This is a genomic window from Plantibacter sp. PA-3-X8, assembly GCF_003856975.1.
In the GTDB taxonomy this organism is placed as follows: Bacteria; Actinomycetota; Actinomycetes; order Actinomycetales; family Microbacteriaceae; genus Plantibacter; species Plantibacter auratus.
Genome location: NZ_CP033107.1, coordinates 371,172 through 384,927, shown reverse-complemented (window position 1 = coordinate 384,927; position 13,756 = coordinate 371,172). Strand labels below are relative to the sequence as shown.

10 protein-coding genes are annotated in these 13,756 nt (G+C 72.3%); 5 read left to right on the top strand and 5 right to left on the bottom strand.

The features are described 5' to 3' along the window. The first annotated feature begins 52 nt into the window (after window positions 1–52). The 5 genes from EAO79_RS01875 (at window position 53) to EAO79_RS01855 (ending at window position 7,145) form a co-directional block, all read left to right on the top strand. A complete protein-coding gene (locus EAO79_RS01875; protein ID WP_371413662.1) occupies window positions 53–1,342 on the top strand; it encodes an MFS transporter in 1,290 nt (429 codons plus the stop codon). A gap of 188 nt (window positions 1,343–1,530) precedes the next feature. Beyond that, complete coding sequence (gene gdhA, locus EAO79_RS01870; protein ID WP_124767580.1) at window positions 1,531–2,886, top strand: NADP-specific glutamate dehydrogenase; 1,356 nt, start codon at window positions 1,531–1,533, stop codon at window positions 2,884–2,886. A 172-nt stretch (window positions 2,887–3,058) separates the two neighbouring features. Further along, a complete protein-coding gene (locus EAO79_RS01865) occupies window positions 3,059–4,351 on the top strand; it encodes an FAD-binding oxidoreductase (RefSeq protein ID WP_124767579.1) in 1,293 nt (430 codons plus the stop codon). Next, complete coding sequence (locus tag EAO79_RS01860; protein ID WP_124767578.1) at window positions 4,348–5,574, top strand: FAD-dependent oxidoreductase; 1,227 nt, start codon at window positions 4,348–4,350, stop codon at window positions 5,572–5,574. Before EAO79_RS01865 ends, EAO79_RS01860 begins: the two co-directional genes overlap by 4 nt. After that, window positions 5,571–7,145, top strand: coding sequence for an ABC transporter substrate-binding protein (locus EAO79_RS01855; RefSeq protein WP_124767577.1), 1,575 nt, complete (start codon window positions 5,571–5,573; stop codon window positions 7,143–7,145). The genes EAO79_RS01860 and EAO79_RS01855 overlap by 4 nt, the downstream gene beginning before the upstream one ends. A gap of 301 nt (window positions 7,146–7,446) precedes the next feature. On the opposite strand, the gene EAO79_RS01850 is transcribed toward EAO79_RS01855, so the two are convergent. The 5 genes from EAO79_RS01850 to hutU are packed head-to-tail and all read right to left on the bottom strand — an operon-like array spanning window position 7,447 to window position 13,625. Then, the gene (locus tag EAO79_RS01850) at window positions 7,447–8,088 is read right to left on the bottom strand and encodes a HutD family protein (protein ID WP_124767576.1); all 642 of its coding nucleotides are present in this window, start codon (window positions 8,086–8,088) and stop codon (window positions 7,447–7,449) included. Next, window positions 8,085–9,278 (bottom strand): imidazolonepropionase, encoded by a 1,194-nt coding sequence (gene hutI / locus EAO79_RS01845; protein ID WP_124767575.1) that lies wholly within the window; start codon window positions 9,276–9,278, stop codon window positions 8,085–8,087. Before hutI ends, EAO79_RS01850 begins: the two co-directional genes overlap by 4 nt. Continuing rightward, window positions 9,275–10,744 carry a formimidoylglutamate deiminase gene (locus EAO79_RS01840; RefSeq protein WP_241160956.1) on the bottom strand — a complete coding sequence of 490 codons (1,470 nt, stop codon included), beginning with the start codon at window positions 10,742–10,744 and terminating at the stop codon, window positions 9,275–9,277. The genes hutI and EAO79_RS01840 overlap by 4 nt, the downstream gene beginning before the upstream one ends. Next, the gene (locus EAO79_RS01835; protein WP_124767574.1) at window positions 10,741–11,958 is read right to left on the bottom strand and encodes an allantoate amidohydrolase; all 1,218 of its coding nucleotides are present in this window, start codon (window positions 11,956–11,958) and stop codon (window positions 10,741–10,743) included. The genes EAO79_RS01840 and EAO79_RS01835 overlap by 4 nt, the downstream gene beginning before the upstream one ends. Next, window positions 11,955–13,625 (bottom strand): urocanate hydratase, encoded by a 1,671-nt coding sequence (gene hutU, locus EAO79_RS01830; protein WP_124767573.1) that lies wholly within the window; start codon window positions 13,623–13,625, stop codon window positions 11,955–11,957. Before hutU ends, EAO79_RS01835 begins: the two co-directional genes overlap by 4 nt. Window positions 13,626–13,756: the final 131 nt, after the last annotated feature.

The window sequence follows — 13,756 nt, the reverse complement described above, 5'->3', positions numbered from 1 at the left end:
TGGTGTACCGTCATGCTAGCAGTGGGAGACGCCCAGCGCAGGAAGCGGCACGATGACCGGAACGACACCATCCCCCGTGGCCCCGGCGACCGCGCGCGGGGCGCGTCCACCGATGCCGAACGCCGGTCGGGCCTGGACCGTCCTCGGGCTCGGCGTCGCCGCGCAGACCGCCGGCACGCTCTTCGTCAGCACCCCGGCGTTCCTCATCCCGCTCCTGCACGCCGAGCGGGGCATGTCGCTCGCCGAGGCCGGCGTCCTGGCCGCTGCCCCCACGCTCGGCATGGTGCTGACGCTCATCGCCTGGGGTTGGCTGGCCGACCGTGTCGGCGAGCGCATCGTCATCGCCGGCGGCCTCGCCCTCACCGCGCTGGCCGCTGCCGGGGCGATCGCCGCGGACGGCCTCATCCCCTCGCTCGGCTACGGTCCACTCGGCATCCTGCTCCTCCTCGGTGGTGCCGCCTCCGCGAGCACGAACTCGGCGAGCGGCCGGATCGTCGTCGGCTGGTTCCCGAAGGACCGCCGCGGCCTCGCGATGGGGATCCGCCAGATGTCACAGCCGCTCGGCGTCACGGCGGCCGCGGTGACGGTGCCGTCCGTGGCGGCGGCGTCGGGCATCTCCGCCGCACTCCTGATCTCGCTCGTCGCGACGGGTGTCCTCGCCGTGGCCTGCACCGTCGGACTCCGGAATCCGCCACGGACCGTCGTGCCGAAGCCGGTCTCGACGGAGACGACGCCGAACCCCGTGGCCGTGCGACCACGCAACCCCTACCGAGGCGACGGCTTCCTCTGGCGCATCCACGCGGTGTCGATCCTGCTCGTGGTGCCGCAGTTCACGCTCACGACCTTCGCGCTCGTCTGGCTCGTCACCGATCAGGGCTGGAACGCGCTCGCGGCGGGCGTGCTCGTCGGTGTCGCGCAGTTCGTCGGAGCGATCGGTCGGATCGGTGTCGGGGTGTTGAGCGACCGCGTGGGCAGCCGGGTGCGACCGCTGCGCTGGGTGGCGGTGTCGGCGGTCGTCGTCATGCTGCTCCTCGCCGGCGTCGGGCTGCTGCAGTGGCCCGTGGCTGTCGCCGTCGCGCTCGTCGTCGCCAGTGCCGTGACGGTCGCCGACAACGGGCTGGCCTTCACCTCGGTCGCCGAGATGGCCGGCCCCGCCTGGGCCGGGCGGGCGCTGGGAGCGCAGAACACCGGCCAGTTCATCGCCGCGTCGGTCGTCGGTCCGGCGGTCGGTGCGCTCATCGGCCTGGTCGGCTATCCGCTCGCCTTCCTCGCGGTCGCGGTGCTCCCGGCCCTCGCGATCCCGATCATCCCGAGCGAGGCCGCGGAGCACGACCACCTCTAGGTCGTCGTCCCACTGGTTCGGCCGGCTCGTCTAGTCGACGTTTGACGGATATCTATCGCGGCTGCCAGGCTTGCCGAGGCCCCACGACGGCCCGTGTACCTCCCCGCCGGCGAGTCGCGCTCCACTGCCTCCGACCACCGTCGAGCGACAGCCGGAGACGCCTGGTCGGCCGATCAGAAAGCACCACAGTGACCGGCACCACCACGTCCACCGACCCCGTCCACGCCGTCGCGGAGGCCGCCCTGCGGCGCAACGCGGGCGAACCCGAGTTCCACCAGGCGCTCCTCGAAGTCCTCGAGTCCATCCGCCCGGCGCTCGACGAACACCCCGAGTACCTCGAGGCGGGCATCCTCGAACGTCTCGTCGAACCCGAGCGGCAGGTCGTCTTCCGTGTGCCGTGGACCGACGACCGCAACCGGGTGCAGGTGAACCGCGGATTCCGCGTCCAGTTCAACTCGGCGCTCGGCCCGTACAAGGGCGGGTTGCGCTTCCACCCGAGCGTGAACCTGTCGATCGTGAAGTTCCTCGGGTTCGAGCAGATCTTCAAGAACGCCCTCACCGCGCAGGGCATCGGCGGCGCGAAGGGCGGCAGCGACTTCGACCCGCACGGGCGGTCGGACGCCGAGATCATGCGCTTCTGCCAGAGCTTCATGAACGAGCTCTACCGCCACCTCGGCGAGCACACCGACGTCCCTGCCGGCGACATCGGCGTCGGCGCGCGCGAGATCGGCTTCCTCTTCGGCCAGTACCGGAAGATCACCAACCGTCACGAGTCGGGCATGTTCACCGGCAAGGGTGTCGGCTGGGGCGGCGCCGAGGTGCGTACCGAGGCGACCGGGTACGGGACGGTGTTCTTCGTGGACGAGATGCTCGCCGTCGACGGCCGCGGGGTCGAGGGCAAGCGCGTCATCGTGTCGGGCTCCGGGAACGTCGCGACCTACGCGATCGAGAAGGTCCATCAGCTCGGCGGGACCGCCGTCACCGCGTCGGACTCCTCCGGATACGTGGTCGACGACGCCGGCATCGACCTCGAGCTCCTCAAGCAGATCAAGGAGGTCGAGCGCGGCCGGATCTCCGAGTACGCCACCCGCCGTCAGGGCGCCCACTTCGTCGCCGGCGGCAGCGTGTGGGACGTCCCGGGGGAGATCGCGCTGCCGAGTGCGACGCAGAACGAGCTGCACGAACGTGACGCGATCGCCCTCGTGAAGCACGGCGTCATCGCGGTAGCAGAGGGTGCGAACATGCCGTCGACGCCCGAGGCGGTGCGGGTGTTCCAGCAGGCCGGCGTCCTCTTCGGCCCGGGGAAGGCGGCGAACGCCGGTGGCGTGGCGACCTCGGCGCTCGAGATGAGCCAGAACGCGGCCCGGCAGCGGTGGTCCTTCGACGACAGCGAGGTGAAACTCCGCGGAATCATGCACGGTGTGCACCGCGCCGCCTACGAGGCCGCCGAGCGCTACGGTCGGCCGGGTGACTACGTCGTCGGGGCGAACACCGCCGCGTTCGTGAAGGTCGCGGACGCGATGCTCGCCCAGGGCGTCATCTAGCCCCGCCCTTGCCCCCGACTCAGGAGTGCTCCGGCGCGTCGACCGCTGACGGGACCGGCGCGCCGCACACCTCCTGAGTCGGGGACGCGGAATCCGCCGGCGAAGGACACGGCGAGTGTCGGATTGCGACGGGGTGGTCGGCTCCTGGACGGCGAGTGACTAGCCTCGAAGGGTGACCGACCCCCGCCCCGCAACCACCGTCATCGTCGGTGCCGGCCTCTTCGGCCTGGCGACCGCCGTCCACCTCGCCCGCGCCGGGCGCCGGGTGACGGTCCTCGAGTCGGGCACCACCGCCGGAGCGACGACCGCGGCGGGAGCGGGCTTCGTCGGCCTCTGGGCGGCGGGCTACGCCTGGTACTGGGACGAGTCGGAACTCGCCCTCGAGCAGGCGGGCCTCGACTTCTACCGTGGGCTCGACGCGGCCGGATATGACATCGGTCTGCGGAACACGGGCAACGTGTGGCTCGCGCTCACCGAGCAGGCCGTGCTCGATCACCTGCTGCCGTTCGCCGAGCACCCGCTCCGACCCGAGGACGCCCGCCTGCTCACCGCCGTCGAGACCGCTGAGCTCGTTCCGGGTCTCGACCCTGAGGCCATTGTCGGGGCGTTCATCCATCCCGACGGCATCCAGATCAGCGCGCCCGACGCCGGACTCGCGCTCGCGGCGCTCGCCCGGGCCGAGGGCGTCGAGATCGTCGAGCACACGCCCGTCGTCGATTTCCTCGCCGAGGGTGGCCGAGCCGTCGGCGTGCTGACCGCGGCCGGCGAGCGCGTCCTCGGCGACGAGGTCGTCCTCGCCACCGGTTCCTGGACGAACGGACTCCTCGCCGCCACGGACCGCGTGCTGCCGTTCGCACGCGTGATCGCGAGCCGCCTGACCACCGCCCCGTTCGGCCTCGGCGAGGTGCCGACCCTCATGATCCCGGAACTCGACGGACTGTGGATCCGGGAACACCTCGGCGGTCTCACCTATGGCAACGGCGTCGGCTACGAGGTGCTCGCGGTGCATGACAGCCCGGCCGACCGTCGCCCGGACCGCCCCGACCTCGTCGAGGCGATGCGGGAGCACCTGTCGCCGATCATCTCCGAGCTCATCCCGGCCGCCGCGCCCGTCGTCGACGACGCGGAAGCCGTGCAGGGGATCGTGTCGTACACCGCGGACCGCCGCTTCATCGCGGGCCCCTTGCCGGAGCTCGACGGGCTGTACGTCGTGGCCGGCGACAACGAGTCCGGCGTCACGCACGGCCCCGGACTCGGCCGGATGCTCGCCGAACTGATGGTCACGGGTGAGAGCCCCTTCGTCGACGCGTCGCGATACGCGCCCGGTCGATTCCCGTCCCGTCCGTTCGCCGACGAGGCCGCCGTGGCCGCCGCGATGCCGGCTCGTCGTGCGGTCGACGCGCGCGCCACCGCAGCGACCCGCGAGACCACGGAGTCGGGCCTGCCTGCGGAGTCGGGCCGATGACCGCGCCGGGTCCGGCAGCGGACGCGACGCCGACCGCGCTGCCGGCGCGCGCCGAGGTCGTGGTCATCGGTGCCGGGATCGTCGGTGCGGCGGCTGCGCGCTCACTGGCCGAGCAGGGCCGGGACGTGCTGCTCCTCGAGCGGTACCCGCGCGGTCACGAGCACGGCTCCTCACATGGCGCGACCCGCATCTTCCGTCAGGGCTACGACGCCGACGACTACGTCGCCCTGACGTCGGAGGCGCTCGCGGCCTGGCGGCAGCTCGAGTCGGCGAGCGGACGGACGCTGCTCGACCTCACCGGCGCGCTCGACCACGGCCGACCCGAGATGCTCTCGGCGATCGAGGCGGCGATGACCCGAGGCGGGATCGCGTCGGAGCGCCTCACCCCGGAGCAGGCGAGCGACCGCTGGCCCGGACTGCGGTTCGACCGCGAGGTCCTCCACCACGCGACCGGCGGGCGACTGTACTCCGCCGAGGCGATCGAGGCCCTGCTCGACCTCGCCGAGGTGGCCGGAGCGACCCTGCGCTTCGGCGTGCGGGTGACGGGCGTCGAACCGGCCGAGTCGAACGACCCGACCGCGGGTGCCGCCGGCGCCGTCGTCCGCACCGAGCTGGGCGACGTCGCCGCGGACCACGTGGTCGTCGCGGCCGGCTCCTGGACACCCGACCTCGTCGGCGACCTCGCTCGCAGCGTCGGTCGTCCGCTGCCCGAGATCGTCGTGACGCAGGTCCAGCCCGCGCATTTCCCGAGCGAACTGGGCGCGGACGCCTGGCCGAGTTTCGTCCACTATCCCGCCGAGGGGTCGAGCGTGTACGGCCTGCTGACGCCGGGCGAGGGGGTCAAGGTCGGGCTGCACGGCGGTGCCGTCCACGTCCACCCCGACGAACGCGACGGCCTCGCCGAACCCGTGGAACTCGCGCGGCTCACCGCCTACGTCGCCGAATGGGTGCCCGGCGTCGACGCGTCCGCACCCCATACCATCAGCTGCCTCTACGATCTGAGCCCCAGCGAGGATTTCGTGATCGACCGGATCGACAGCATCATCGTCACGACGGGATTCTCCGGTCACGGGTTCAAGTTCGGCCCGGTGCTGGGACGCCTCCTCGCCGAGCTCGTCGACGGAGCCGAACCGCACCCGAGGTTCGCGCTCGCCTCCCACGCGGTCCCCGTCGCGCCATCAGCATCAGCACCCCCGCAGTCACCCGAAGGAACCGCTCCATGAACCGATCCGCCAGATTCGCCACGGTCGCCATCGGCCTCGGTGTCGTCGCCGCCCTCACCGGTTGCACGGCCCAGGGCGGGACCACCACGACCACCGCGCTCGTCATCGGCACGACCGATCAGATCGTCTCGCTCGACCCGGCCGGTGCCTGGGATCGCGGCTCGTTCACGCCGCAGAACCAGATCTACCAGCACCTCCTCAGCTACGACGAGGGCGACGTCGTCCCTGCCCCCGACGCGGCGGAATCGTGCGACTTCACCGACGAGTCCACCTACGTCTGCACGGTCAAGGAGGGGCTGACCTTCTCCAACGGCCACGCGCTCACGGCCGAGGACGTCGTCTACTCCTTCACCCGCGTCCGTGAGATCGCCGCCGACAACGGTCCGTCGCCGCTGCTCGCGAACCTCGACAGCGTCGAGGAGGGCGACGACAACCAGGTCGTCTTCCACCTCACGGTGCCGAACGACCAGACCTGGCCCTACGTGCTCACGAGCATGGCCGGGCCGATCGTCGACGAAGAGGTCTTCCCGGCGGACAAGCTGCTGAGCGACGACGACGTGATCGGCTCCGGCCCCTACGCCGTCGACAGCTACCAGGCGGGCGGACTGCTCTCCCTCGAGGCGAACTCGCGCTACTCCGGGACCCGCGCGAAGACGCAGCACGTCGTGCTCAAGCCGTACACGACGGCGTCGAACCTGCGGCTCGACCTGGAGAAGGGCGACGTCGACATCGCCTACCGCTCGCTGACCGCGACGGACGTCGCCGACCTCCGAAGCGACTCCGACCTGCAGGTCGTCGACGGGCCGGGCGGTTCGGTGCGGTTCCTCACGTTCAACCTGAACACCCAGCCGGGTGCGAACGACGCGCAGAAGCTCGCCATCCGGCAGGCGGTCGCGTCGCTCGTCGATCGTGAGGAGATCGCCGACCAGGTCTACAAGGGCACCTACGCGCCGGCCTACTCGGTCGTGCTCGACGGTCAGACGGGTGCGACGCCCGCGTTCCAGACCGCGTACGGTGACGCGCCGGACCCGGCGAAAGCCGCGGCGATCCTCGCGGCCGCGGGCGTCAGCACCCCGGTCGCTCTGCCGATCCAGTACACGAGCGACCACTACGGCCCCGACTCCGACCAGGAGTACGCGCTCATCAAGTCGCAGCTGGAGACGTCCGGCCTGTTCACCGTCGACCTGCAGTCGACGGAGTGGACGAGCTACGTGAAGGAGCTGAACCCGGAGTCGGGCTATCCGGCGTACCAGCTCGGGTTCTTCCCGGACTACCCGGACCCGGACAACTTCCTGCGTTCGGCGTACTCGACGACCGGGGCGTCCGTCGCCAACGGGTACTCGGACCCGGCCGTCGACGCGCTCATCGACACCGAGGCGACGGCGACCGACCCGGCGGCGCGCATCGCGGCGATCGAGCAGATCCAGGCGCTGACCGCGACCGCTGCTCCGATCATCCCGCTGCTCCAGGGCACCGAGACGGTCCTCGCCCAGAAGAACGTGACGGGCCTCGAGGACACGCTCGACGCCACCTACACCTTCCGCTTCGCGGTCCTCGACCGCACGAAGTAGCCGTCGCGGCCGGGGTGTGCGCCAGCGCGGTGCGCTGGCGTGAGCGCGGGTCTGTGACGTGAGCGCGCCCCTCCGGAGACCCGCGCTCGCGTGCGCGGGGAGCGCTCACGTCGGGTGTGCGTCGTTCACGCGGGCGCACCGCGCCGGCACCCGGTGGGGAGGTCTCAGGTCAGCGCGGTGCGCTGGCGCGAGACCTGCCGAATCGGCGTGGGCGCGGGTCTGGGAGGTGAGCGCACCCCTCTGGAGACCCGCGCTCGCGGCTGCGGGGCGCGCTCGCGTCAGCGCACCGCGCTGGCATCCATCACAAGTGGGGGATGACCTGGGCGAGCGCGATCGTGGCGTCGCCGGTCAGGGACAGGGTGCCGGCCTCGAGTCGGAGGGTGTCGTGCCGCTGGAGCGCACCAGGGCTGAGACCTGGCCCCTCCGCCGACAGCAGTCCATCGAGGAACACGACGAACGTGGTGGCTCCCGGCGGCGTGGTGACGAGCCTCGAGCCGTCGACGACGCCGACCTCGAGCGATCCACGGAACCGGTCCCGCGACACCATCAGGTTGAGATCGAGCGTCGGCCCGACCACGCCCCGCGACGACACCGCTGAGGCCCCGTCGAAGGCGGCGACCTGCCACCGGTCCAACTCGACCCGCTCACCGTCGATCACGAGTCCGAGTCCGCCCGACGACAACGCCATCAGTTGTCGGTCGACACCCGGGAACGACGAGAAGACGACGTCCGCGTCGACCGTCGCGATGCTCAGCGTCCAACCCGGCCCGGTCGGCGCGTCCCCGCGCCCGTCCCTGGTCGCGGTCCCGTCACCGCCGTTTCCAGCCTCGACCGGTTCCGCCGCGATCTCCGCCGCCGTCCCCAGCCCGTTCCGCCACCGGTAGCTCCGATGCCCGGACGCGGGCAACCACACGACGGCACGCTCGTCAGCCTCGCCGCTCATCGCCGTTCACCGATCGTGACGCGCTCGCCGCGCTGCCGGACGCCGACCGTCAACGGCACACCGGGCCGGTAGGCGAGGTGCGAGACCGAGGGCGCGTCGAGCACCTGCAGGTCCGCGAGACCACCCACGCGAAGCGATCCGACGGCGTCGACACCGTGCTCGCGGCCGACCGCTACCGCGGCCCCTCGCGTCGCCGCCCACACCGCCTCGGCGATCGTCAGCCGCATCTGCAGCACGGCGGTCGCCACGCAGTACGCCATCGACGTCGTGTACGAGGTGCCCGGGTTGCAATTGGTCGCGAGCGCGATCGAAGCACCGGCGTCGATGAGTGCGCGCGCCGGCGGGAACGGTTCGCGCGTGGACAGGTCGCAGGCGGGCAGCAGGGTGGCGACCGTCGACGAACCCGCCAGAAGGTCGACGTCGGCGTCAGAGAGGTGGTTGCAGTGGTCGACACTCGCCGCCTCCAACTCGACCGCGAGGCGCACCCCGCCGCTCTCGCCGAGCTGGTTCCCGTGCACCCGGACACCCAAGCCAGCGGCGCGACCGGCGAGCAGCACCTCGCGCGACTCCTCGACGTCGAAGGCGCCGACCTCGCAGAACGCGTCGATGTAGGACGCGAACGGAGCCACCGCCGCGAGCATCGGCCCGGTCACGAGGTCGAGGTAGTCGCGGCGGTCCGCACCGGCCGGCACGAGATGGGCTCCGAGGAAGGTGACGACGTCGGCGACCTCGGCCGCCGCCCGAGCGGATCGCGCCTCGCCCTCCACGTCGAGCGCGTAGCCGGTCTTCGCCTCGAGGAACGTCGTCCCCTGCGCGAGCGACTCCGTCCGCAACCGCCGCGCACCCGCGACGAGCTGCTCCTCGGAAGCCGCCCGGGTGGCCGCCACGGTCGTCGCGATCCCGCCCGCCGCATACCGGCCGCCGGCCATGCGCGCCTCGAACTCCGCCGAGCGGTCGCCCGCGAACACGAGATGGGTGTGCGTGTCGACCCAACCCGGGAGCACGGCGCGCCCGCCCACGTCGGTCCGCGCGTCGGCGTCGGGCGCGTCGACCGCTGCGCCGAGCCACGCGATCCGGCCGTCTTCGATGACGAGCGCCGCATCGGTGATCCGGTTGCCGTCGACGTCGCCCGGCCCGGAGCCCGCGTTGGTCGTGAGCTCGGCGATGCCGGTGATGAGTTCGCTGGTCATGGCTGCATCTCCTGCGAGGGGTGATCAGGTGTCGGGGACGAGGTGGCTGTCCGGGGCGTCTCCGTCGATGCTGCCAGCTCCGCGAGGGCCACCGCGAGGAGCTGTTCCGGCGTCGACTCCCGTGACGTCGCGAGCAGCCGGCCGCCCTCCGCCACAAGCTGCCCGCCCACGACGACCCGCTCGACGTCGGACGCGGTCGCGACGAGGGCGAGTTGTGCCGGGTCGGCGCCGGTGGTGCGCAGACTCGACGTCGACACCTCGACGAGGTCGAGCGGGTCGCCGACATCCAGCGTGTGCCGCCCGAGTCCGAGCGAACGGTACCCGTTGTCGGTGCCCGCCGCGAGGAGCTCGGCGGGCGAGAACCGGCCGCGTCTGCCGGAGGCGAGCCGCTCACCGGCTTCGAGTCCACGCAGTTCGAGCAGCGGGTCGACCACGGCGTTCTGGTCGGAGCCGACGGCGATCCGGGCACCCGCGTCCGCGAGGCGGCGGGCCGGTCCGATGCCGTCACCGAGGTCGGCCTCGGTCGTCGGGCACATCACGACGGTCGCGCCGGACCGCCCGATCGCCGTGACGTCCGCGTCGGTCAGGTGCGTCGCGTGGACGAGGCTGATGCGTGGGGCGAGCGCACCGAGCGCGGCGAGCACGCCCGTCGGCGTCCTGCCCGTCTTCGCGAGCGTGTCGACGTTCTCCTGCGGTTGCTCCGAGAGATGGACGTGCAGCGGGACGTCGTCGGGCAGGCCGGCGAGGATCGTGCGCATGGCATCGACGGGCACGGCGCGTACGGAGTGCAGCGCGGCACCGAGCGTGACGAGCCCGGTGGCGCCGACCGAGCCGGAGAGCGCGTCGCGCAGTCGATGCCAGCGGGCGAGCCAGCCGGACGCGTCGCCGTCGCCGAACGCGAGCTGTTCGGTGAGCAGCGGAGCGGCGGGACCCCCGGCGGACCCGAGGCCGCTCGCGAGGTAGGCCGTGTCGAGGAGGGTGAGCCGGATGCCGACGTCGGCGGCGGCTTCGGCGACCGCCAGTTCCATCGCGTGGGCGGTCGCGTACGGGGTGCCGTCGGCCTGGTGGTGCACGTAGTGGAACTCGCCGACCGCCGTCCAGCCGCAGACGAGCATCTCGCCGAACACGGCGCGAGCGACCCGGCCGTAGTGGTCCGGGTCGAGGCTCGCGGCCGCCGCGTACATCGCCTCGCGCCACTGCCAGAAGTCACCGCCGTCGGCGTGGGTGCGTCCGCGGAGCAGACGGTGGAACGCGTGGGAGTGGGCGTTCCCCATGCCGGGGACGACCGTTCCGAGGCGTCGGTCGCCCGCTTCCGGCTCGACGCCCCGCTCGACGGCGGTGATCCGTCCGGAGTCGTCGGCTGTAAAGCGCACGCGGCCGGTCGGGCGACCGTCGATGATCGCCGTCGCGGCCCAGATGGGACCCCGCACGTCTGCCGCGCCGGCGTCGACGCTCGCGACCGTCACAGGACGCTCCGGAGCAGGGTCTCGAGCGCCTCGACACCGGCGACGCAGTCGTCCGCCTCGGCGAACTCCTCCGGCGAGTGCGAGACGCCCGTCGGGTTCCGCACGAAGACCATCGCCGTCGGCACGGCTCCGTTCAGGACACCGGCGTCGTGACCGGCACCCGTCGGCAGCAGGGGGACCCCGCCGAGCGTGCCCGCCAGCCGCGCGGCGAGCTCTGGGTCGAACTCGACGACGCCCGACCACGACTCCTCGACCAGCTCCGCTGTACAGCCGGAACCGGCGACGGCCTCTTGCACCCGGCTCTCGATGTCCGCGACGAGGGCGCGCGTGCCGGCATCGGTGGCCGCGCGCGCGTCCACCCAGGCGTCGACCTCGGAGGCGATGACGTTGGTGCCGCCCGGCACGATGCGCATGCGGCCGACGGTGGCGCGGGCGTCGTCCGTCGCGAGGGCGGCCTGCTCGACCGCGATGACGGCCCGTGCCGCGGCGACCACGGGATCACGACGCTCGCGCATGCCGGTCGCGCCGGCGTGGTTCCCCTGACCGCTCACGCGGAGTCGCCAGCGGCCGTGGGCGAGGATCGACGAGGCGACGGCGGTGGGCGAGCCGAGGTCGATGAGGCCGCGACCCTGTTCCACGTGCAACTCGATGAAGAGTCCGATGCGGCCGAGCGCCTCGTCGTCGCGGCCGAGGTGCTCGGGAGCGAGCCCGGCGGCCGCTGCGGCCTCCGCCACGGTGACCCCGTCGGCGTCCGTCAGCGCTCGGGCGGCGTCCGCGGTGATCGCACCGGACAGGAGCCGGGATCCGAGGCAGGCGACCCCGAACCGGGACCCCTCCTCCTCGGCGAACACCACGACGGCGACGGGACGCGACGGTTGGAACCCGGTGGCCTGCAGACGCGCGACGGCGTCCAGCGCTGAGACGACGCCGAGCGGCCCGTCGAAGGCGCCGCCGCCCGGGACGGAGTCGAGGTGGCTGCCGGTGACGACCGCGTCGGGCCCACGCGCGCCCCACCACGCCCACAGGTTGCCGTTCCGGTCCGTCTCGACGTCGAGCCCGAGTCGGGCGGCGCGAGCCGTGAACCACTCGCGCAGCTCCGACTCGGCCGGCGTCCAGACGTGCCGGGAGTACCCGCCGCGTGCCGGATCGACGCCGACGCCGGCGATCTCGTCGAGCCCGGCGAGCCGACCGTGGGCGATCAGGCCGTCGGTCACTCGCCCTCCCACATCGGCACCCGCAGGCCGCGTTCGCGGGCGACCTCGGCCGCCCGCTCATAGCCGGCGTCGACGTGACGCATGACGCCGGTGCCCGGGTCGTTGACGAGCACGCGCGCGATCTTCTCGGCGGCGAGCGGCGTCCCGTCGGCGACGATCACCTGACCGGCGTGGATGGACCGGCCGATGCCGACCCCGCCGCCGTGGTGGATCGACACCCAGGTCGCGCCGGACGCCGTGTTGAGCAGGGCGTTGAGCAGCGGCCAGTCGGCGATCGCGTCGGAGCCGTCGGCCATGGCCTCCGTCTCGCGGTACGGCGAGGCGACGGAACCGGAGTCGAGGTGGTCGCGGCCGATGACGACGGGCGCGCTCAGTTCACCCGAGGCGACCATCTCGTTGAACTTCAAGCCGGCGAGGTGGCGCTCCTGGTAGCCGAGCCAGCAGATTCGGGCGGGCAGCCCCTCGAAGGCGATCTTCTCGCCGGCCGAGGTGATCCAGCGGCGCAGCTTCTCGTCCTCGGGGAACAGTTCGAGGATGGCGCGGTCGGTCGCGGCGATGTCCGCCGGGTCGCCGGACAGGGCCGCCCAGCGGAACGGGCCCTTGCCCTCGGCGAAGAGCGGCCGGATGTAGGCGGGCACGAAGCCGGGGAAGTCGAAGGCGCGCTCGCAACCGCCGAGTTTCGCCTCGGCGCGGATGGAGTTGCCGTAGTCGAAGACCTCGGCGCCGGCGTCCTGGAAGTCGACCATCGCCTGCACCTGCTTCGCCATGGCGAGTCGCGAGCGGCGCGTGAAGTCGACCGGGTCGGCCGCCGCCTCGGTCTGCCAGTCGGCGAGCGCCGTGTCCTCGGGCAGGTAGCCGAGCGGGTCGTGAGCGCTCGTCTGGTCGGTGACGATGTCGATGGCGACACCGCGCCGCAGCAGTTCGGGGAAGACGGTCGCGGCGTTGCCGACGAGACCGACCGACAGCGGGCGCCGTTCGGCCTTGGCGGCGAGCACGCGTTCGACGGCGTCGTCGAGGTCGTCCGTCATCTCGTCGAGGTAGCGGTGCTCGACGCGTCGCTCCAGTCGGCTCGGGTCGACGTCGACGATGAGCACGACGCCCTCGTTGAGCGTCACGGCGAGCGGCTGTGCCCCGCCCATGCCGCCGGCGCCGCCGGTGAGGGTCAGCGTCCCGGCGAGGGTGCCACCGAACCGCTTGTCGGCGATGGCGGCGAAGGTCTCGTAGGTGCCCTGGAGGATGCCCTGCGTGCCGATGTAGATCCACGAGCCGGCGGTCATCTGCCCGTACATGGTGAGACCCTCGGCCTCGAGCTTGCGGAACTCGGGCCACGTCGCCCAGTCACCGACGAGGTTAGAGTTCGCGATGAGCACGCGCGGTGCCCACTCGTGCGTGCGGAAGACGCCGACGGGCTTGCCGGACTGCACGAGCAGGGTCTCGTCGGCCTCCAGCCCTTCGAGCGTGCGGACGATCGCGTCGTACGCCTCCCAGTTGCGCGCGGCCTTCCCGGTGCCGCCGTAGACGACGAGGTCCTCGGGGTGCTCGGCGACCTCGGGGTCGAGGTTGTTCATGAGCATCCGGAGCGGGCCCTCGGTCTGCCAGCTCTTGGCGGTGAGGGTGGTGCCGCGAGCGGCACGGATGGTCCGGGTGGTGGTCGGCATGTCGGTCATGTGATCAGTCCACTCCTCCCGGGGCCCGCACGGCGAGAGCGACCGGGCTGTGGCTGTCTGGTCCGCCAGACATCCGGGTGTTTCGGGTCGCTGTTCGTCCGTCAGCGCGGTGCGCTGACGTCACCATGCAC

Excerpts from the sequence above, each read along its gene's own strand:
- EAO79_RS01875 (WP_371413662.1), top strand. The coding sequence starts at position 53 with ATGACCGGAACGACACCATCCCCCGTGGCCCCGGCGACCGCGCGCGGG.
- EAO79_RS01860 (WP_124767578.1), top strand. The coding sequence starts at position 4,348 with ATGACCGCGCCGGGTCCGGCAGCGGACGCGACGCCGACCGCGCTGCCG.
- EAO79_RS01855 (WP_124767577.1), top strand. The coding sequence starts at position 5,571 with ATGAACCGATCCGCCAGATTCGCCACGGTCGCCATCGGCCTCGGTGTC.
- EAO79_RS01850 (WP_124767576.1), bottom strand. The coding sequence starts at position 8,088 with ATGAGCGGCGAGGCTGACGAGCGTGCCGTCGTGTGGTTGCCCGCGTCC.
- hutI (WP_124767575.1), bottom strand. The coding sequence starts at position 9,278 with ATGACCAGCGAACTCATCACCGGCATCGCCGAGCTCACGACCAACGCG.
- hutU (WP_124767573.1), bottom strand. The coding sequence starts at position 13,625 with ATGACCGACATGCCGACCACCACCCGGACCATCCGTGCCGCTCGCGGC.